Annotated in this window: 14 protein-coding genes, 2 tRNA genes and 1 other RNA gene; 7 read left to right on the top strand and 10 right to left on the bottom strand. The window is 49.8% G+C overall.

Annotated features, from left to right (window positions below):
- Positions 1-69 precede the first annotated feature (69 nt).
- Both oppA and ychE read right to left on the bottom strand, forming a co-directional pair.
- Positions 70-1,701 carry an oligopeptide ABC transporter substrate-binding protein OppA gene (gene oppA, locus OGV85_RS17175; RefSeq protein ID WP_003020712.1) on the bottom strand — a complete coding sequence of 544 codons (1,632 nt, stop codon included), beginning with the start codon at positions 1,699-1,701 and terminating at the stop codon, positions 70-72.
- Positions 1,702-2,472: 771 nt separating this feature from the next.
- Positions 2,473-3,120 (bottom strand): NAAT family transporter YchE, encoded by a 648-nt coding sequence (gene ychE, locus OGV85_RS17170; RefSeq protein ID WP_061547998.1) that lies wholly within the window; start codon positions 3,118-3,120, stop codon positions 2,473-2,475.
- 487 nt (positions 3,121-3,607) lie between these two features.
- Between ychE and adhE the strand changes: the two genes are divergently transcribed.
- On the top strand, positions 3,608-6,286 hold the full coding sequence (adhE, locus tag OGV85_RS17165) for a bifunctional acetaldehyde-CoA/alcohol dehydrogenase (RefSeq protein WP_003020717.1): 2,679 nt from the start codon (positions 3,608-3,610) through the stop codon (positions 6,284-6,286).
- 236 nt (positions 6,287-6,522) lie between these two features.
- On the opposite strand, the gene tdk is transcribed toward adhE, so the two are convergent.
- Positions 6,523-7,140: a thymidine kinase gene (gene tdk, locus OGV85_RS17160; protein ID WP_003020720.1), complete on the bottom strand. Its 618-nt coding sequence runs from the start codon at positions 7,138-7,140 to the stop codon at positions 6,523-6,525.
- A gap of 610 nt (positions 7,141-7,750) precedes the next feature.
- Here tdk and hns point away from each other — a divergent pair.
- Complete coding sequence (hns, locus tag OGV85_RS17155) at positions 7,751-8,164, top strand: histone-like nucleoid-structuring protein H-NS (protein ID WP_003020723.1); 414 nt, start codon at positions 7,751-7,753, stop codon at positions 8,162-8,164.
- Between the two features lie 136 nt (positions 8,165-8,300).
- Here hns and galU read toward each other — a convergent pair whose 3' ends face one another.
- The 3 genes from galU to rssA all read right to left on the bottom strand — a co-directional run bounded on the left by galU (position 8,301) and on the right by rssA (position 11,429).
- Positions 8,301-9,209: a UTP--glucose-1-phosphate uridylyltransferase GalU gene (galU, locus tag OGV85_RS17150; protein WP_003020727.1), complete on the bottom strand. Its 909-nt coding sequence runs from the start codon at positions 9,207-9,209 to the stop codon at positions 8,301-8,303.
- 204 nt (positions 9,210-9,413) lie between these two features.
- Positions 9,414-10,427, bottom strand: a complete 1,014-nt coding sequence (gene rssB / locus OGV85_RS17145) for a two-component system response regulator RssB (protein WP_003841305.1) — start codon at positions 10,425-10,427, stop codon at positions 9,414-9,416.
- Positions 10,428-10,517: 90 nt separating this feature from the next.
- The gene (gene rssA / locus OGV85_RS17140; protein WP_003020732.1) at positions 10,518-11,429 is read right to left on the bottom strand and encodes a patatin-like phospholipase RssA; all 912 of its coding nucleotides are present in this window, start codon (positions 11,427-11,429) and stop codon (positions 10,518-10,520) included.
- 111 nt (positions 11,430-11,540) lie between these two features.
- Here rssA and OGV85_RS17135 point away from each other — a divergent pair, with 111 nt between their 5' ends.
- The 5 genes from OGV85_RS17135 (at position 11,541) to OGV85_RS17115 (ending at position 13,438) form a co-directional block, all read left to right on the top strand.
- Positions 11,541-11,996, top strand: coding sequence for a YchJ family protein (locus OGV85_RS17135; protein ID WP_003020734.1), 456 nt, complete (start codon positions 11,541-11,543; stop codon positions 11,994-11,996).
- Between the two features lie 54 nt (positions 11,997-12,050).
- A complete protein-coding gene (gene purU / locus OGV85_RS17130; protein ID WP_003020737.1) occupies positions 12,051-12,893 on the top strand; it encodes a formyltetrahydrofolate deformylase in 843 nt (280 codons plus the stop codon).
- A gap of 156 nt (positions 12,894-13,049) precedes the next feature.
- A tRNA-Tyr gene (locus OGV85_RS17125) sits at positions 13,050-13,134 on the top strand.
- 36 nt (positions 13,135-13,170) lie between these two features.
- Positions 13,171-13,255: transfer RNA gene (locus tag OGV85_RS17120), tRNA-Tyr, on the top strand.
- Positions 13,256-13,299: 44 nt separating this feature from the next.
- Positions 13,300-13,438, top strand: a non-coding RNA gene (locus OGV85_RS17115) — RtT sRNA.
- Between the two features lie 236 nt (positions 13,439-13,674).
- Here OGV85_RS17115 and narI read toward each other — a convergent pair.
- Genes narI through OGV85_RS17095 form a run of 4 tightly spaced genes read right to left on the bottom strand, consistent with a single transcriptional unit; the run spans position 13,675 to position 20,337 of the window.
- Positions 13,675-14,352, bottom strand: a complete 678-nt coding sequence (gene narI / locus OGV85_RS17110; protein ID WP_003020743.1) for a respiratory nitrate reductase subunit gamma — start codon at positions 14,350-14,352, stop codon at positions 13,675-13,677.
- Positions 14,352-15,062 carry a nitrate reductase molybdenum cofactor assembly chaperone gene (narJ, locus tag OGV85_RS17105; RefSeq protein WP_003020745.1) on the bottom strand — a complete coding sequence of 237 codons (711 nt, stop codon included), beginning with the start codon at positions 15,060-15,062 and terminating at the stop codon, positions 14,352-14,354. Before narJ ends, narI begins: the two co-directional genes overlap by 1 nt.
- Positions 15,059-16,597 carry a nitrate reductase subunit beta gene (narH, locus tag OGV85_RS17100; protein ID WP_003020747.1) on the bottom strand — a complete coding sequence of 513 codons (1,539 nt, stop codon included), beginning with the start codon at positions 16,595-16,597 and terminating at the stop codon, positions 15,059-15,061. Before narH ends, narJ begins: the two co-directional genes overlap by 4 nt.
- Positions 16,594-20,337: a nitrate reductase subunit alpha gene (locus OGV85_RS17095; protein WP_003841311.1), complete on the bottom strand. Its 3,744-nt coding sequence runs from the start codon at positions 20,335-20,337 to the stop codon at positions 16,594-16,596. Before OGV85_RS17095 ends, narH begins: the two co-directional genes overlap by 4 nt.
- Positions 20,338-20,461: the final 124 nt, after the last annotated feature.

The following is a 20,461-nucleotide window of genomic DNA, read 5'->3' as shown; positions in this document are numbered from 1 at the left end:
TAAAGCGGTATTAATAGTTCGAAGAAAAAAGACACTGTGGGGCAAAAATGATTGCCCCACGTCTTGCCATTAATGCTTGATAATATACAAGTCTTTAACGTGGATATTATCCATCGGGTCTTTACCGGAGTAGCCGCCAACCCATGGTTTCACCAGGCGGGCATTAACATAGTAATAAACCGGTACAATCGCAGAATCTTTATCCAGCTGCTGTTCCGCTTTCGAATACAGTTCGCTGCGCTGCGCTTCATCCGTCACTTTCAGCGTATCCGCAATCAGCTTATCAAATGCCGGGCTCTTATAGTGGACGGTATTATTGGAGCTGTCGGACAGCACCATATTCAGGAAGGACGTCGGTTCGTTATAGTCCGCACACCAGCCCGCACGTGAAACATCATAGTTGCCCTGATGGCGGGTATCGAGGAACGTTTTCCATTCCTGGTTTTCCAGCTTCACATTAGCACCCAGATTTTTCTTCCAGATAGATGCCGCGGCAATAGCCAGCTTCTTATGCAGGTCTGAAGTGTTATACAGCAGGTCAAAGGTCAGCGGTTTCTCAGCGGTATATCCAGCCTCAGCCAGCAGTTTCTTCGCTTCTTCATTACGTTTTTCCTGAGACCACTTGAACCACTCTGGCTCAACCAGTTTCGCGCCATCGGTGTATGGAGGAGTAAAGCTATACGCTGGCAGATCACCCTGGTTTTTCACTTTATTGACGATAATGTCACGATCCAACGCCAGCTTCAGGGCGGTACGAACACGAACATCGTTGAACGGTGCTTTCTGGTTGTTGATTTCGTAATAATAGGTGCACAGATACGGGTCAACGTGGACTTCGTTCGGGATCTCTTTTTTCAGTTTCTGGAATAACTCAATCGGCATGTTGTTATAGGTCATGTCGATTTCACCGCTGCGATAGCGGTTAACGTCAGTCACTTCAGAAGAAATAGGTAGGTAGGTTACCTGGTTAATAACCGTTTTGGCGTTGTCCCAATAGTTGGTATTACGCTCAAGCACAATGCGTTCGTTCACAACCCAGTCTTTCAGTTTATACGCACCGTTAGTAACGATGTTAGCGGGCTGGGTCCACTTCTCGCCGAATTTTTCAACAGCAGCTCTAGGAACTGGTGAAACGGAAGAGTGCACAAGCAGTTTGTAGAAATAAGGAACAGGTTCGCTGAGGGTGACTTCAAAAGTATGATCGTCGAGAGCTTTTACGCCGAGATCGGTGATCGGTTTTTTACCGGCGATAATATCATCAATATTGACGATGTGACCGTACTGCAAATAACTGGCGTACGGTGATGCAGTATTTGGATTAGCCAAACGTTGCCAGCTATACACGAAATCTTGCGCGGTAACAGGCGTGCCGTCAGACCACTTAGCATCTTTACGCAGATGGAATGTCCAGACTTTAAAATCTTTATTTTCCCATTTTTCAGCCACGCCAGGCGATGGTTTGCCATCGACATCACTGATTAATAAACCTTCAAACAGGTCACGGTTAATGTTGGATTCAGGTACACCTTCGATTTTGTGGGGATCGAGTGACTGCACTTCCGAACCGTTATTACGCACCAGAGTCTGCTTTTCAGCAAGCTGCACACCCGCTGGCACTACTGCCGCCGTGGCAACATTTCCAGCGACTAGCGCAGTTAAGATCCCCGCAGCTACTAAACTTTTTTTAGTGATGTTAGTCATTGTGTTGTACTCCCTCATTATTATGGCTGGTTTTTTAACCAGACTGTTAATCCTGTCAGGATCACTGTACGGCACCGGAGATTTTCTGCCGTCAGGTCGTTTTTTGTTTTACTGCTTGCTATCACCGACTTTATTTATTCTGGCGGTTCGTATGACCGCCTTTCGTCGATTATCTACGTGCCTCCCCTGCCGGAAACACGCTATTACCCTGTTGAGAGAAACTAACTGCAAATGATTCTCATCAACGTGAATTCTTCTGCATAATACCTGGCCGGAAAGTATCAAATGCGTTTCTTAACCGCCAATACATTTTACAAATTTGTTAACCAATTCTCTTTTATTGGAAATAAATCTCACAAAGAAAGTCTTACGAATGAAGGTTTTTTATAAAAAATCCATAAAAAACAATAAATTACATCAAGCCAGGTGTTAACTACCCTGTCAGGTGTCAACACTACGTCAAAATGCACATAAATTTAACAATTGGTTATTAATTAGCACATTCAACTGAAAAAAACGCTGAAATAACTAATAACATTTCGATAATCCTTCAGCAAGCCCCAGAGTATGATGTTAATTAAATAACAGCGATATCAGGCTCTCTCTGGCAGATGGATGAGCGTTACATTCATAAAATCAATGAATAAACAAATGAATAACCATCAGCATTTTTTATTATCACTATGCTGATTTTCAACTTTAGTGAGAAGTTTTACTGATAATGAAAGGAAACGGAGCCGGGACCGACTCCGTTTGTACAGAAGAGAGATATCAGGCCAGCAAACCAGGGAAAATGGATTTGATACCTGTAACAACGAATTCGATACCCAAGGCCATTAACAGTAGCCCCATAATACGCGTAATGACGTTGATGCCAGTTTGTCCCAACAGTCGTACCAGCCATGGCGCCATGCGAAACAGCCCCCAGCAGCACAGGGCAAACAGCGCAATCGCGACAAAAAAGCCAAACAGGTTAATCGCACTGTGATATCGCGTACCCCAAACAATAGTTGAGCTTATCGCCCCCGGTCCCGCCATCAACGGCAATGCCAACGGTACAACGCCGATACTCTCACGAATTGCGGTTTCTGATTTTTCCTGTTTGTTTTGTTTATCTTCCCCTAGTTTTCCGCTAATCATTGACATCGCGATAGTCACAACCAGAATGCCGCCGGCAATCCTGAACGAATCTATTGAGATACCGAAAAGTTGCAGAATACCATCACCAAGAAACAGCGAAGTCCACAGAATGATAGCGACCGACAGGTTTGCCGTAAGGTTGGTTTTGTTTCGCGCTGCAGCAGTTTGATAACTGGTCATACTGATAAAGACAGGGATGATCCCTACCGGGTTGACCAACGCAAATAACCCAATGAAAAATTTAAAATAGACAGGAAAATCAAATAGCGTTTGGATCACGGTTAGCTCCGAAGCGTTAGCCGGATAAAATGAGTCATAAAAATTGATAAAATCCGCGCTGAAGATACGCCTTTTGTCAGCATACTTCACCTTCTATCTTCGTATATCTACGTAAATACGCTACCAATACTCAGTGTTATTAATATGTATTAATTATGCTAACGTTATTAGCATTCATTACGTCAATTTATTAACACTTAACGAGAAACGCTAAAAGGGCCTGCTGAAAGGTGTCAGCTTTGCGATTTTTTGATCCAGATCACGCAATTACTACTCAGAAGTGAGTAATCTTGCTTACGCCACCTGGAGGTAACGCGTTAGAGTTAACTGGCACTAGCGTATAAGCTCTTTTAGTAAATCAAAGTAAAGTGGACGTTAATTAACCGTTTGATTTTCAAACCGTTACACAAATTTTCGTCGGTCTGTCTATACTCTCGTATCGAGCAGATGATTTACTAAAAAAGTTTAACATTATCAGGAGAGCATCATGGCTGTTACTAATGTCGCTGAACTTAACGCACTTGTAGAGCGCGTAAAAAAAGCCCAGCGTGAATATGCCAGTTTCACTCAAGAACAGGTTGACAAAATCTTCCGCGCCGCCGCTCTGGCTGCCGCAGACGCTCGAATCCCTCTCGCGAAAATGGCCGTTGCCGAATCCGGCATGGGTATTGTCGAAGATAAAGTGATCAAAAACCACTTTGCTTCTGAATACATTTACAACGCTTACAAAGATGAAAAAACCTGTGGTGTGCTGTCTGAAGACGACACTTTCGGTACCATTACCATTGCGGAACCAATTGGTATCATCTGCGGTATCGTTCCAACCACTAACCCAACTTCTACCGCTATCTTCAAATCGCTGATCAGCCTGAAGACCCGTAACGCCATCATCTTCTCTCCGCATCCGCGTGCAAAAGATGCAACTAACAAAGCAGCAGACATCGTTCTGCAAGCAGCAATCGCTGCTGGCGCACCGAAAGATCTGATCGGCTGGATCGATCAACCTTCCGTTGAACTGTCTAATGCGCTGATGCACCACCCGGACATCAACCTGATCCTTGCGACCGGTGGTCCAGGCATGGTTAAAGCGGCATACAGCTCCGGTAAACCGGCTATCGGCGTAGGCGCAGGTAACACCCCTGTTGTTATCGACGAAACCGCTGATATCAAACGTGCTGTTGCATCTGTTCTGATGTCTAAAACCTTCGATAACGGCGTAATCTGTGCTTCTGAGCAGTCTGTCGTCGTGGTTGACTCTGTATATGATGCAGTACGTGAGCGTTTTGCGACTCACGGCGGCTACATGCTGCAGGGCAAAGAGTTGAAAGCAGTCCAGGACGTTATCCTGAAAAATGGCGCGCTGAACGCAGCTATCGTTGGTCAGCCGGCATACAAGATTGCTGAACTGGCAGGCTTCTCCGTACCAGAAACCACTAAGATTCTGATCGGTGAAGTGACGGTTGTCGATGAAAGCGAACCGTTTGCTCATGAGAAACTGTCTCCGACGCTGGCAATGTACCGTGCGAAGGACTTCGAAGACGCAGTCATTAAAGCTGAAAAACTGGTTGCGATGGGCGGTATCGGTCATACCTCTTGCCTGTACACTGACCAGGACAACCAGCCAGAACGTGTTGCTTACTTCGGCCAGATGATGAAAACCGCACGTATCCTGATTAACACCCCAGCTTCTCAGGGTGGTATCGGTGACCTGTACAACTTCAAACTCGCACCTTCCCTGACTCTGGGTTGTGGTTCCTGGGGTGGTAACTCCATCTCTGAAAACGTTGGTCCTAAGCACCTGATCAACAAGAAAACCGTTGCTAAGCGAGCTGAAAACATGTTGTGGCACAAACTTCCGAAATCTATCTACTTCCGTCGTGGCTCTCTGCCAATCGCACTGGATGAAGTGATTACCGATGGTCACAAACGTGCGCTCATCGTGACCGACCGCTTCCTGTTCAACAACGGTTATGCAGACCAGATCACCTCCGTTCTGAAAGCTGCTGGCGTTGAAACCGAAGTGTTCTTTGAAGTTGAAGCTGACCCAACTCTGACCGTTGTTCGCAAAGGTGCTGAGCTGGCTAACTCCTTCAAACCAGACGTAATCATCGCGCTGGGCGGCGGTTCCCCGATGGACGCCGCGAAAATCATGTGGGTTATGTACGAGCACCCGGAAACTCACTTCGAAGAACTGGCGCTGCGCTTTATGGACATCCGTAAACGTATCTACAAGTTCCCGAAAATGGGTGTGAAAGCGAAGATGGTCGCCGTCACCACCACTTCCGGTACCGGCTCTGAAGTGACTCCGTTTGCGGTTGTTACTGACGATGCAACTGGGCAGAAATACCCGCTGGCAGACTATGCGCTGACTCCGGATATGGCGATTGTTGACGCCAACCTGGTGATGGATATGCCGAAGTCCCTGTGTGCGTTCGGTGGCCTCGATGCCGTCACTCACGCTCTGGAAGCTTACGTTTCCGTACTGGCTTCTGAGTTCTCCGACGGTCAGGCTCTGCAAGCGCTGAAACTGCTGAAAGAAAACCTGCCGGCGTCCTACCATGAAGGTTCTAAGAACCCGGTAGCACGTGAGCGTGTACACAGTGCAGCAACCATCGCCGGTATCGCGTTTGCTAACGCCTTCCTGGGTGTATGTCACTCAATGGCGCACAAACTGGGTTCTCAGTTCCACATTCCTCACGGTCTGGCGAACGCCCTGCTGATCAGCAACGTTATTCGTTATAACGCGAACGACAACCCGACTAAACAGACTGCATTCAGCCAGTACGACCGTCCGCAGGCACGCCGTCGCTACGCTGAAATCGCAGACCATCTGGGTCTGAGCGCACCGGGCGACCGTACTGCCGCGAAAATCCAGAAACTGCTGGGCTGGCTGGAAGAAATCAAAGCTGAGCTGGGTATTCCTAAGTCTATCCGTGAAGCTGGCGTTCAGGAAGCTGACTTCCTGGCACACGTGGACAAACTGTCTGAAGATGCGTTTGATGACCAGTGTACTGGTGCAAACCCACGTTACCCGCTGATTGCTGAACTGAAACAGATCCTGCTGGATACATACTACGGTCGTGAGTACAGCGAAGGCCAGACCACCGCTAAGACTGAAGCAGTAGCTGCACCGAAAGCAGAAAAGAAAGCGAAGAAATCCGCTTAATTTTCTCAGATAAGTTTTAGTTTCACTATAAACGGTCCCAGTTGGGACCGTTTTTTTTCGTCTTGTGTTATGAAAATTGAGTGCTCCCCAATTTAACCATGTGAATAGAATGGCACGGTAAGAGATGTATTCAGGAAGATGTGAGAATAGCCGTCAGAAGAGAGTCTGACAGGGTAGAGAATATTGACGAATGTCCCGGCCTACCCTGTATTTATAAGCGCTCAGAAGCCTGCAGGTTAATCGTGGCTGTGTCGTTCTTGTATCGCCGTCAGAGAGCCCTCAGACTGCGCCTGTTTGTAGTGTTTACGGCATACCGACACATAGCGTTCATTCCCGCCAATAACCACCTGCTCGCCCTCGTTATAGGGCCTTCCAGACTGATCAAGACGTAAAACCATGCTGGCCTTACGCCCACAGAAACAAATGGTTTTTAATTCAACGAGCTTATCTGACCACGCAAGCAGGTATTCGCTACCGCCAAATAATTCACCACGGAAATCTGTGCGTAAGCCATAGCACAACACAGGAATATCCAGCCGATCGACAACTTCAGATAATTCATAAACCTGTTGTCGAGTCAGAAACTGCGACTCATCAACCAGTACACAGTGTATTCTTTGCTGCTCATTTTCAGCACGAATCTCTTCGTACAAAGATGAATTTTGGTTAAACAATTTTGCAGGCGACGACAGACCTATACGTGAACTTACTTTTCCAGCACCAAAACGGTCATCAATTTCCGCTGTATATACAACAGCACGCATCCCACGTTCCTGATAATTGTACGAAGATTGCAGCAATGCAGTCGACTTACCGGCATTCATTGCAGAATAGTAAAAATATAGCTGTGCCATTGACCGAAGGCCCTCACATGGGGAAATAAATATGCGCGGGATTGTATCATATTTCACGAAAGTGTCGGTGTAGCGTTGCGCCCAAAGGCGTATAAATGCGCGGGCAAGCCCGCTCAGTGCCGCCTGAATTTAAGTAGCAGGTTGTGAGAGAGCATACAACCATCGACCATACAGCCCGAGCTCGGACGCGTATATACACTCTCTTTCACAAATAGTGCTCATGAAATTTATCAATGTCACTTATCATCATACGGCAATAAAGAAACCCTTCCCATATTGTTATTGAATCTACCCACTCTCACCATGTATTAGCGAATTCACGTAAGCAAAACTAATACAAAAGGTTGAAATCACTGCAAAGAGATACTATTTGTACACCATAAAATGTGACCTGAATCTTGAATTTTTACTCTCAGCCGCTGAGAAGCCCCCTCGCCAATAAGCCTTTTTTATGCCCAACATCATGGGGAATTTAAGACAGGAGAATTAATTCTGTTACTAAATAAAGCGCAATTTTGAATTCCTTACATTCCTGGCTATTGCACAACTGAATTTATCGCTCTATTATTAGCTCAACAAACCACCCCAATATAAGTTTGAGATTACTACAATGAGCGAAGCACTTAAAATTCTGAACAACATCCGTACTCTTCGTGCGCAGGCAAGAGAATGCACTCTGGAAACGCTTGAAGAAATGCTGGAAAAATTAGAAGTTGTAGTTAGCGAGCGTCGCGAAGAAGAAAGCGCTGCTGCCGCTGAAGTTGAAGAACGCACTCGTAAACTGCAACAATATCGTGAAATGCTGATCGCTGACGGCATTGATCCGAACGAACTGCTGAATAGCATGGCTGCTGTTAAATCTGGCACCAAAGCTAAACGCGCTGCACGTCCGGCTAAATATAGCTATGTTGACGAAAACGGTGAAACTAAAACCTGGACTGGCCAGGGTCGTACACCGGCAGTGATCAAAAAAGCGATGGAAGAGCAAGGTAAACAACTGGACGATTTCCTGATCAAGGAATAATTCAGAAATACTTTGCTTAAAATCCCGCCATTGGCGGGATTTTTTTTACTGGTACTTCGCTCAGCCTTACCCGGATTAGGTATAAAAAAATGGCGCTGTTAATACAGCGCCGTTCTGACCAGATAATGCAAGAAGGTTACTTCTTAATACCCATCTCGTCTTCCAGCCAGGCTTTAAATTCAGCGCCGAGAGTATTATGGCGAATACCATATTCGACGAACGCCTGCATATAGCCCAGTTTATTACCACAGTCATGGCTTTTGCCCTTCATGTGATAAGCTTCAACCGTCTCTTTTTCAATCAGCATATCGATTGCATCTGTCAGCTGAATTTCATCACCCGCTCCCGGAGGCGTTTTAGCCAGCAGAGGCCAGATATCGGCACTAAGAACGTAACGACCCACAACGGCCAGATTAGAAGGCGCTACGTCAGCTTTTGGTTTTTCAACCACGCCAACCATCGGGACACTTTCGCCCGGGGATAATTCAACGCCTTTACAATCAACAACACCATAAGCCGTAACATCTTCTACCGGCTCAACCATAATCTGGCTGCTACCTGTTTCATCAAAGCGATGAATCATTTCGGCAAGGTTGTCGCGGGATAAATCAGATTCGTATTCGTCAAGAATTACGTCCGGCAGGATTACAGCAACCGGTTCATCGCCAACCACAGGGTGCGCGCACAATACTGCGTGGCCCAGACCTTTTGCCAGACCCTGACGTACCTGCATAATAGTCACATGCGGCGGGCAAATAGATTGCACTTCTTCCAGCAGCTGACGTTTTACACGTTTTTCCAGCATCGCTTCAAGTTCAAAGCTGGTATCGAAGTGGTTTTCAATAGAATTTTTAGACGAGTGAGTTACAAGTACAATTTCAGTGATGCCCGCAGCAATACATTCGTTTACGACGTACTGAATTAATGGCTTATCAACCAACGGTAGCATCTCTTTCGGGATTGCTTTCGTAGCCGGTAACATCCTGGTTCCTAATCCCGCAACTGGGATAACGGCTTTTTTGACTTTTGAATTAAGGGCAGCCATTTAAAACTCTCCTGGACTGTTCATGTATTGAACGTGTTCATCATTCTGTATCGCATCCGAGTATATCAGTACAGCGACAAACTTCTGGTCTGAAAAGGACGCGCGTCGGTATAATTAAGATAAATACGAATAAATCTGGCGCTGATAGTAGCACTCACAGCACGGGGAGGGTGAACCAATTTCATTTGCACGCCTCTCAATTGTTCATTCCGCAGACAACATCAAGCGCAGGCGCCCTCCCGCCCCCCATATTTGGCATTGCCATGACTCACAATGTTGGCTCAACTGATTAAGATACGTATTACCTAAGGTACCCAGCGGAACGCCATTGCTGATTTGCACTTGGTGGGAACCTGTATTTAATGTCGCATTCAGCCCTGCAGATACCAGAATCAGATTTTTTAATCCGCTATGGTAATACCCCACCAGCAAGGGAAACTGCCCTGGTAAATTGGCTTGCCGCAACAAATGATTTACCTGTTTCAATAACGTACCTAACTCCGGCAAGCGCTGATTTTGTTGTGTCAGTTGCTCCTGCAGTAAACCATTAAATAGCGCCCGCAATAATAATGCAGCCAAAACACCATTATCCCCTGCCCGCGTCACATCAAGGCAATAGAATGCAAGGTCATGATCCGACAGCGGCGCAATATCCAGCACCAGCCCCGGTTGGTCGGCTACTACCAATTGTCGATAGTTAATGCGACAGTGCGAAATCACTTGCGACACTGGAGGCTGTAATTCTTTTAGCAGCTTCGCGGCGGCGGCAGGATCGTCCACCATCGCATCCCAGTCGCGAAACAGCCGCTCTTCTTCTTCTACGCGTGAATTAAACATGTTGGGATAAAGACATGCAAAGACGGTTTCTCTCAAGCGATTAAGGTCTTTCACCGGCTTCAATAGGACATCATCCACCCCGAGTCGTAGCGCTTTGGCTATGTCGGACATGTTTTCCGTCGCAGAAATCACCAGTATCGGGGTCTGATCGCCACGATTGCGTAGATACTCAACCAGTTTGAGGCCGTTCATTCTTGGCATAGCCAGATCGCAAATCATCAGGTCTGGTGTGAAGTGTCCAAGTAGTTCAAGTGCTTCAAGCCCGTCGCCAGCCACCGCCGTTGTCGCTCCCAAAGAGGAAAACCATGAGTCCATGAGTGAGCGAAATACCGGCTCATCCTCAACGATAAGAATCTGTTTTCCGACCAATGGCTGCGTCATATTCTCCCCCCTGACTGGCTTTAATAAATAGTGGCATGCTATTGCCACTCACGCCTGTCAGAATTAGCTTAAGTGTTGATAAAAAATGCGTTAGACGTTGGTTTTCACCAGGGGTAGAAGTTCATCCATTTTCTTCTCGACCGCCAACTGCCCGGCAGCAATTGCTGCACTGGCGCGGTGAAAATCCAGCGTGGATATTTGTGGACAAAACGGCTGAATCAGTATGTCTGGAGGGTCGCCGGCCATGCGGTTACGTTTCAGACGATTTTCCAGAACCTGAATAGACGTCGTCATGATCTCCATCGCCGTCGGTGCCGTGACCGCACGCCTGGCCGTAATGTTGCTCAATCGCTCTTTCAGGCGGGCATGCCATGAAAGCTCGTCAGCATCATTACCCGATTCGGCATCGCTATTGACGTTGAAGGAGAGTAAATCTTGTTGCATGAGATGAGCATCGTGTTGCAGGTCGACCGCGATAACAATATCGGCCCCCAACGCACGAGTCAGGGATACTGGGACGGGATTCACCACCGCGCCATCGACCAGCCAGTAACCATTATGCGCCACGGGAGACATCAGACCAGGAATACTACAGGAGGCTCGGACAGCCAGATGCAAATCACCTTCGGTAAACCACAGCTCCCGCCCCGTACTCAGATTAGTAGCAACTGTTGCGAAACGGCGTGTGCATTGCTCAATTGCTTCTACCGGCATGACATTACGGTACTGATTGAATACCCGTTCACCGCGCAGTAAACCTCCCCTGCGCCACGAGAGATCCATCAGCCGTAAAACATCCCAATAGCTGAAAGAACATACCCACTTTTCAAGAGCAGGTAACTTATTGCAGGCGTAGGCAGCGCCAACCAGCGAACCGATGGAGCACCCTGCCACGATATCAACATCGATGCCCATATGCTTAAGGGCTTTAATAACCCCAATATGCGACCAACCTCGCGCCGCGCCGGAACCTAGCGCCAGCCCAATTTTTATTTTTCTCATTATACGTACAAACTTCCCCTGGCTTGCAGACGTAGCAACATCGCTACCGCTCAGTTAACATAGTGCCACTCTGGCGTTTTTACGCCGTTTTTATATTCCAGGGAGTACTTTGTGTCTCAGCTTTGTCCCTGTGGTAGCGCTGTCGAGTATAGCCTATGTTGCTACCGTTATGTGTCCGGCGCGCAAGTAGCACCTACGCCGTCACACCTCATGCGTTCTCGTTACTGTGCTTTTGTGATGAAAGACGCAGATTACCTTATCAGGACCTGGCATCCAGATTGTCATGCGGCCTCGTTTCGCGACGACATTATCGCAGGATTTAGTCATACAGAATGGCTCGGACTGACCGTTTTTGAACAAGAGACGGCAGACACAGAAAATACCGGCTATGTCAGTTTTGTCGCGCGGTTTTCTGAACAAGGTAAAACAGGTGCAATTATCGAGCGCTCTCGTTTTTTAAAAGAAAACGGTCAGTGGTACTATATAGACGGTACACGCCCTCAAATTGGACGAAACGATACCTGCCCTTGTGGCTCCGGTAAAAAATTTAAAAAGTGCTGCGGCTAATCAACGCCGACAGTATCAATTTTGCAAACATTCTCAACAGGATCACCGCTGCAAATGCATTCATTACAAAGAAAAGTGCTGCGTACTATTTGCCCGGACCAAAAAGGTCTGATCGCGCGCATTACGAATATCTGTTACAAGCATGAACTGAACATCGTGCAAAACAATGAGTTTGTGGACCACCGCACCGGACGCTTTTTTATGCGCACCGAACTTGAGGGCATTTTTAACGACGTCACGCTGCTTGCCGATCTGGACAGCGCCTTACCTGAAGGCTCAATTCGTGAATTAACCCCAGCAGGCCGCCGCCGCATCGTCATTTTGGTCACTAAGGAAGCGCATTGCCTGGGCGATCTGTTAATGAAGGCCAATTATGGCGGGCTGGATGTTGAAATCGCCGCGGTGATCGGCAATCACGAGACGTTGCGTCCTCTGGTTGAACGGTTTGATATTCCGTTTGAGCTGGTCAGCCATGAAGGTTTAACACGTGACGAACATGATCAGAAAATGGCTGACGCTATCGACGCCCACCAGCCGGACTATGTCGTGTTGGCTAAATACATGCGCGTTCTGACCCCGACATTTGTTTCACGCTTCCCAAATAAAATTATCAATATTCACCATTCATTCCTGCCAGCATTCATTGGTGCTCGCCCGTACCATCAAGCTTATGAGCGCGGCGTGAAAATCATCGGCGCGACGGCCCACTACGTAAATGATAACCTTGATGAAGGGCCAATCATTATGCAGGACGTGATCCATGTTGATCACACTTACACTGCCGAAGATATGATGCGTGCGGGTCGCGACGTTGAAAAAAATGTTTTAAGCCGTGCGCTGTATCAGGTTCTGGCTCAGCGCGTCTTTGTTTACGGTAACCGAACGATTATTCTGTAATCGATTGATAAGTTAATTGGTTACCTTTACATCTTTACGTGTAAAAATCAGGCAACCAGTTCTTTTTTATCAACGGAATGCTTTACAGGGGCGCATCATTTGATATGATGCGCCCCGCTTCCAACGGAAGCAGGCCAGTAATTAGCATTACCCCGTGGTGGGGTTCCCGAGCGGCCAAAGGGAGCAGACTGTAAATCTGCCGTCATCGACTTCGAAGGTTCGAATCCTTCCCCCACCACCATTCATTCTTTTAGATTCACAAAATTAGTATACCCCTGGTGGGGTTCCCGAGCGGCCAAAGGGAGCAGACTGTAAATCTGCCGTCATCGACTTCGAAGGTTCGAATCCTTCCCCCACCACCATCACTTCATAAAGCACCAACACATAATCAATCTGCAATGCCTCATATTCTTCCTATGCGGGAAGGATGAGAAGCTTCGACCAGGGTTCGATTCGAGTGTTAGCGAGAAAGCGTTGCCGCAGGCAACGACCCGAAGGGCGAAGGGCGAAGCGCGCAGCGCTGAGTAATCCTTCCCCCACCACCATCACTTCATAAAGCACCAACACAAAATCAATCTGCAATGCCCTTTATTTGCCTGATGCGCTGTGCTTATCAGACCTACAAACTCGACACATGCCCACAAATTGCCTGATGCACTACGCAGGCCTACGGCGCTCGCTTAAACCTGCGTAGGCTGGATAAGGCGCTTGCGCCGCCATCCGGCAAACAGGCATAAAAAAACCCCGCCGAAGCAGGGTTTTATCTTTCACAGAAATACGATTAGTGACGTGCACGAACAATCTGGTATTTGCGTGTCAGATATTCGACCGGGACGCTCCAGATGTGTACCAGACGCGAGAATGGAAACAACAGGAACAGCGTCATACCCAGCACAAGGTGCACACGGAAAATAAATGCGACGCCATCCAGATACTGAGACGCTCCGCCATGGAAGGTCACCACTGTCTGCGCCCAGTTCACCAGCTTCATCATCTCGCTGCCGTCCATATGCTGGGCGGAGAACGGAATGGTCAGCAGACCCAGCGCACACTGGATAACCAACAGAGAGAGGATCAGAATATCCGCTCCGGTGGTGGTAGCCCGCACTCGTGGGCTGAACAAACGACGTTTCAGCAGCAGTACACCGCCAATCAGACACATTACGCCGCTAGCGCCACCCGCGAACATCGCCATCTTTTGTTTCACTTCAAGCGGCAGCCACGCTTCATACATCCAGTGTGGCGTTAACATACCCAAGAAGTGCCCGGCAAAAATCCCCAGGATCCCAATGTGAAACAGGTTTGACGCCAGGTTCATCCCTTTGCGATCCAGCATCTGACTGGAGGCCGCACGCCATGTATACTGCCCGTAGTCATAACGCAGCCAACTGCCGATCAGAAAGACAGAACCCGCGATGTACGGATAGATGTCAAAGAAGAACGTATTCAGGAAGTGCATTAGTGCTGTCCTCCGGTGGTGATATTCAGATACTGCGGCGCAACGGCCCCGGCAAAACGACGCTGGTGAGCGGAGATTTCCGACTCGCCACACCCCTGATCGGCGAAGAATTTTACCTGCTCTTCTTCCCAGACCGCATCCAGCGCTTGTGGAGTATCATCACGGGCTTCATCCGCAATTTTTTCAGCCACTTTATCGCTGTCGATAACGGTATTCGCCAGTTTTAACAGCAAATCGAACAGCACTGCATAACGGCTTCCACGCTGCTGCAAACGAGCGCTGAGCAAAGCCAGGATCGGCGCAATATCCTGCAAGCCACCTAGCGCTTCGCTTTTCGGCAGTTGCGCAAGATATTCCAGATACAACGGCAGATGATCGGGAAGTTCGCGGCTGTCGAGCTGCAAACCGTGCTGTTCATACTGTGCCATCAGGTCAACCATCGCCTGACCGCGATCGCGGGATTCACCGTGTACATGTTCAAACAGCAGCAGCGAGGTGGCACGGCCACGATCAAACAGTTCGCTGTAACTTGCCTGCACATCCAGCACGTCTTGCGCGATTAGATCGCGCAGGAAAACGCCCAGAGTCTGGGCATCCTCTTTATCCAGGTTCTCAGATGACGCGAGTGCATCGAAAAGTTCCTGCTGATGCTGCCACAGGGCAGCATCCGGGTACTCGAGCAAACGCGAAACAATGACGAGTTCAATCATTGGTGCGGCTCCGTTTTGCTGGTCACATCGACAGCGTCGATGCGGCGGCTGTTGAACAGATTGAATTTAGTATCAGAACCGTGGCAACCGTCACCGAAGGTAAAGCCACAACCGCTTTTCTCCGGGAACGCGTCACGCGCCAGTTCACGATGGCTGCTCGGTACCACGAAACGATCTTCGTAGTTCGCGATCGCCAGATAACGATACATTTCCTGTGCCTGCGCTTCGCTCAAGCCCACCTCTTCCAGCGCACGGGTATCGACTTTACCGTCAACGGTTTCCGTACGTTTGTAGTGACGCATTGCCAGCATACGTTTCAGCGCCAACAGCACCGGCTGAGTATCGCCTGCGGTCAGCAGGTTCGCCAGGTACTGAACCGGGATACGCAGACTGTCAACGTCCGGCAGTATACCGTTGCTGCCCAGCTCGCCCGCATCGGCGGCAGACTGAATCGGTGACAATGGCGGCACGTACCAAACCATCGGCAATGTGCGGTATTCCGGATGCAGCGGCAGCGCCAACTTCCAGTCCATCGCCATTTTATAAACCGGAGACTGCTGTGCGGCATCGATAACGCTCAGCGGAATACCATCTTTCAGCGCCTGTTCAATAACAGCCGGATCGTTCGGATCGAGGAACACGTCCAGTTGACGCTGGTACAGATCTTTCTCATGCTCGGTGCTTGCCGCGCTTTCAATCGCATCCGCGTCATACAGCAGTACGCCGAGGTAACGGATACGACCGACGCAGGTTTCGGAGCACACGGTCGGCTGACCGGCTTCAATACGTGGATAGCAGAAAATGCACTTCTCTGACTTACCGCTCTTCCAGTTGAAGTAGATTTTTTTATACGGGCAACCGGTGATGCACATACGCCAGCCGCGGCATTTGTCCTGATCGATCAGCACGATGCCATCTTCTTCACGCTTGTAGATGGCACCGCTCGGGCAAGTCGCCACGCACGCCGGGTTAAGGCAGTGCTCGCACAGACGCGGCAAATACATCATGAAGGTGTTTTCGAACTGACCGTACATCGCCTTCTGCATGTTCTCGAAATTTTTGTCTTTCGCCAGCTTCTCGAACTCACCGCCGAGGTCATCTTCCCAGTTCGGACCTTTGGTGATTTTATCCATACGCTGACCGGTGATCAGCGAGCGCGGGCGGGCAATCGGCTGCGCTTTGCTGTCTGCCGGGGTGTTGTGCAGAGTCTGGTAATCGAAGTCAAACGGTTCGTAGTAGTCATCAATACCTGGCAAATGCGGGTTAGCAAAAATTTTGCCCAGCAGCAGCGCTTTGTTACCCATGCGCGGCACCAGTTTACCGTTGATCTTACGGATCCAACCGCCCTTCCATTTTTCCTGGTTTTCCCAATCAGTGGGGAAGCCAGTACCCGGTTTGGTTTCAACGTTGTTAAACCAGGCATACTCCGCACCTTCACGGCTGGTCCAGACGTTTTTACAGGTTACTGAACAGGTGTGGCAACCGATGCACTTATCGAGATTCAGCACCATGCCGACTTGTGAACGAATTTTCATTTTACGCTCTCCTGTACCTGGTCATTGCCTTCGCCATCCAACCAGTCAATGTTCTTCATCTTACGAACCACCACGAACTCATCACGGTTCGAACCTACGGTGCCGTAGTAGTTAAAGCCGTAGGCCAGGTGGGCATAACCACCAATCATGTGCGTCGGTTTCGGTGTGATACGGGTCACCGAGTTATGGATCCCGCCGCGCTGCTCGGTAATCTCCGACCCCGGAATATTCACAATACGTTCCTGGGCGTGGTACATCATGGTCATCCCGGCCGGGACACGTTGACTCACAACCGCACGGGCGGTGAGTGCCCCGTTACTGTTAAAGACTTCGATCCAGTCGTTATCCTCGATACCCAGATCTTTCGCATCCGCTTCGCTCATCCACACGATCGGACCGCCGCGGCCTAACGTCAGCATCAGCAGGTTATCGCTGTAGGTGGAGTGGATACCCCACTTCTGGTGTGGCGTCAGGAAGTTGAGCGCTTTTTCAGGGTTACCATTTGATTTCTCGCCCATCACCTCTTTCACCGAACGAGTATCAATTGGTGGGCGGTAAACCAGCAGGCTTTCACCGAAGTCTCGCATCCACTGATGATCCTGATACAGCTGCTGGCGACCAGTCAGCGTACGCCATGGGATCAGCTCGTGAACGTTGGTGTAACCAGCGTTGTAAGAAACATGTTCATCTTCCAGTCCTGACCAGGTCGGGCTGGAGATAATTTTGCGCGGCTGCGCCTGAATATCGCGGAAGCGGATTTTCTCGTCTTCTTTATTCAGCGCCAGATGCGTATGGTCACGGCCGGTAAATTCACTCAGCGCCGCCCAGGCTTTCACCGCCACCTGACCGTTGGTTTCCGGTGCCAAGGTGAGGATCATCTCAGCGGCATCAATCGCCGTATTCAGCATCGGCTGGCCTTTTGCCGGGCCTTCAGCCTTGGTGTAGTTGAGCTTACGCAGCAGGTCCATTTCGCTCTGGGTGTTCCAGGCAATCCCTTTCCCGCCGTTCCCGACTTTATCCATCAGTGGGCCGATGGACGTGAAGCGTTCGTAGGTTGCCGGGTAATCACGCTCAACTGTCATGATGTGCGGCGCGGTAACGCCTGGAATCAGATCGCATTCGCCTTTCTTCCAGTCTTTAACATCCAACGGCTGCGCCAGTTCGGCGGCCGAGTCGTGCTGGATAGGCAACGTCACTACGTCGGTTTCTTTGCCAAGGTGACCCACGCAAACTTCAGAGAATTTCTTGGCGATAGCCTTGTAGATTTCCCAGTCGCTCTTCGATTCCCAGGCTGGGTCAACGGCGGCAGACAACGGGTGAATAAACGGATGCATATCCGAGGTATTCATATCGTCTTTTTCATACCAGGTGGCGGTCGGCAGCACGATGTCGGAGTACAGACAGGTGCTCGACAGACGGAAGTCCAGGGTGACGACCAGATCCAGCTTGCCGTCCAGTCCGTTATCCTGCCATTCCACTTCTTCTGGCTTCACGCCCCCCTGTTTACCCAGATCCAGCCCCTGAATACCATGTTCAGTACCCAGCAGATACTTCAGCATGTACTCGTGGCCTTTACCGGAAGAGCCGAGCAGGTTAGAACGCCAGATAAACAGGTTACGCGGATGGTTTTTACCGTTCTCTGGTTGTTCAGCCGCAAAGCGAATAGAACCTTCCTTCAGAGATTTAACGGTGTAATCCACCGGTGTCATCCCGACTTTTTCCGCCTCACGCGCAATGTACAGCGGGTTAGTACCCAATTGCGGCGCAGATGGCAACCAGCCCATACGTTCAGCGCGTACGTTAAAGTCAATCAAATGGCCACTATAGCGGGATTTGTCTGCCATCGGGGACAGCAGTTCCTGTGCCGTAACCGTCTCATAGCGCCATTGGCTGGAGTGGTTATAGAAGTAGGACGTACTGTTCATGTGACGCGCCGGACGCTGCCAGTCAAGGGCAAACGCCAGCGGCTGCCAGCCGGTCTGCGGACGCAGTTTTTCCTGGCCCACGTAGTGCGCCCAGCCGCCGCCGCTCTGACCGACGCAGCCGCAGAACACCAGCATGTTAATCAGACCACGATAGTTCATATCGAGGTGGTACCAGTGGTTCAGACCCGCGCCGACAATAATCATTGAGCGGCCGTGCGTTTTATCTGCGTTATCGGCAAATTCACGGGCAATACGCACGATCTGAGCGCGCGATACGCCAGTGATTTTCTCTGCCCATGCCGGGGTATACGCTTTGATATCGTCGTAGCTGGAGGCGCAGTTTTCATCGTTCAGACCGCGTTCCAGACCGTAGTTGGCCATGGTCAGATCGTAAACGGTGGTCACCAGCGCGGTGCTGCCATCTGCCAGTTGCAGGCGTTTTACCGGCAGTTTGTGCAGCAGAACATTTTCCAGTTCAACTTTGCTAAAGTGCTCGGTGCCTTCGCCGCCAAAATACGGGAAGCCGACTTCAGCGATGTCGTCCTGGCTGCCCAACAGGCTGAGCTGCAGTTCGGTTTCGTTACCGGACGTGCCGTCGCGCTGTTCAAGGTTCCATTTACCTTTTTCACCCCAACGGAAACCAATTGAACCGTTTGGCGCAACCATTTCGCCGTCGGTATTGATGGCAACAGTTTTCCACTCTGGATTATTTTCCTGACCCAGGGAGTCAACCAGATCGGCGGCACGCAGCATACGACCCGCCGCATAATACCCGTCACGCTCTTCGAGCATCACCAGCATCGGGAAGTCGGTGTAACGACGCACGTAGTCGGTGAAGTATTGGCTCGGGTTATCAAGGTGGAACTCGCGCAGCATGACGTGGCCCATTGCCAGCGCCATTGCGGCATCGGTGCCCTGCTTCGGAGCCAGCCACAGATCGCAGAGTTTGGCGATTTCGGCGTAATCCGGGGTGATGGCGACCGTTTTAGTCCCTTTGTAGCGAACTTCCGTGAAGAAGTGCGCATCTGGGGTACGGGTCTGCGGAACGTTGGAACCCCAGGCGATGATGTAGCTGGAGTTATACCAGTCGGCAGATTCCGGAACGTCAGTCTGCTCACCCCAGGTCTGCGGAGACGCAGGCGGCAAGTCACAGTACCAATCGTAGAAGCTCAGGCAGGTGCCGCCAATCAGCGACAGATATCGTGCACCGGAGGCGTAGGAAACCATCGACATCGCAGGGATCGGCGAGAAGCCCGCCACGCGGTCAGGACCGTAGGTTTTAACGGTGTAAACGTTAGAAGCGGCAATCAGCTCATTCACTTCCTGCCAGGAAGAACGCACGAAACCACCACGACCACGCGCTTGTTTGAAGCTTTTTGCTTTATCGGCGTCTTCGATGATGGAGGCCCATGCGTCTACCGGATCGCTGTGCAGTCTTTTCGCTTCACGCCACATTTTCATCAGGCGTTTGCGCATCAGCGGGTATTTCAGACGGTTAGCGCTGTAGAGATACCAGGAATAGCTTGCACCACGAGGGCAACCACGAGGCTCGTGGTTTGGCAGGTCCGGACGGGTACGCGGATAATCGGTTTGCTGGGTTTCCCAGGTCACCAGACCATTTTTCACATAGATTTTCCAGCTGCATGAGCCAGTGCAGTTTACCCCGTGGGTTGAACGCACGATTTTGTCATGCTGCCAACGCTGGCGGTATCCGTCCTCCCAGTCCCTGTTGGTATTGAGAAGCTGGCCATGCCCATCGGCAAAGGTTTCGCCCTTCTGCTTGAAGTAGCGAAACCGGTCCAGGAATTTACTCATCGGTTTTCTCCTGTAGGAGCCTGACGGCTCTCTGATAAATCGACATTGCTTGATTGAGAGCGAAGGTAACGCTCTGAAAGGGCGTGAGAATTGATAACGATCAAGGCAGGCAGGGATGAAAAAT

The sequence above is a fragment of the Citrobacter sp. Cf132 genome, from assembly GCF_030333885.1.
GTDB classification, from domain to species: Bacteria; Pseudomonadota; Gammaproteobacteria; order Enterobacterales; family Enterobacteriaceae; genus Citrobacter; species Citrobacter freundii.
Note: the sequence above shows the minus strand (reverse complement) of the source record. Positions and strands in the feature narration are given on the sequence as shown.

Excerpts from the sequence above, each read along its gene's own strand:
- oppA (WP_003020712.1), bottom strand. The coding sequence starts at position 1,701 with ATGACTAACATCACTAAAAAAAGTTTAGTAGCTGCGGGGATCTTAACT.
- adhE (WP_003020717.1), top strand. The coding sequence starts at position 3,608 with ATGGCTGTTACTAATGTCGCTGAACTTAACGCACTTGTAGAGCGCGTA.
- tdk (WP_003020720.1), bottom strand. The coding sequence starts at position 7,140 with ATGGCACAGCTATATTTTTACTATTCTGCAATGAATGCCGGTAAGTCG.
- hns (WP_003020723.1), top strand. The coding sequence starts at position 7,751 with ATGAGCGAAGCACTTAAAATTCTGAACAACATCCGTACTCTTCGTGCG.
- galU (WP_003020727.1), bottom strand. The coding sequence starts at position 9,209 with ATGGCTGCCCTTAATTCAAAAGTCAAAAAAGCCGTTATCCCAGTTGCG.
- rssB (WP_003841305.1), bottom strand. The coding sequence starts at position 10,427 with ATGACGCAGCCATTGGTCGGAAAACAGATTCTTATCGTTGAGGATGAG.
- rssA (WP_003020732.1), bottom strand. The coding sequence starts at position 11,429 with ATGAGAAAAATAAAAATTGGGCTGGCGCTAGGTTCCGGCGCGGCGCGA.
- purU (WP_003020737.1), top strand. The coding sequence starts at position 12,051 with ATGCATTCATTACAAAGAAAAGTGCTGCGTACTATTTGCCCGGACCAA.
- narI (WP_003020743.1), bottom strand. The coding sequence starts at position 14,352 with ATGCACTTCCTGAATACGTTCTTCTTTGACATCTATCCGTACATCGCG.
- narJ (WP_003020745.1), bottom strand. The coding sequence starts at position 15,062 with ATGATTGAACTCGTCATTGTTTCGCGTTTGCTCGAGTACCCGGATGCT.
- narH (WP_003020747.1), bottom strand. The coding sequence starts at position 16,597 with ATGAAAATTCGTTCACAAGTCGGCATGGTGCTGAATCTCGATAAGTGC.
- OGV85_RS17095 (WP_003841311.1), bottom strand. The coding sequence starts at position 20,337 with ATGAGTAAATTCCTGGACCGGTTTCGCTACTTCAAGCAGAAGGGCGAA.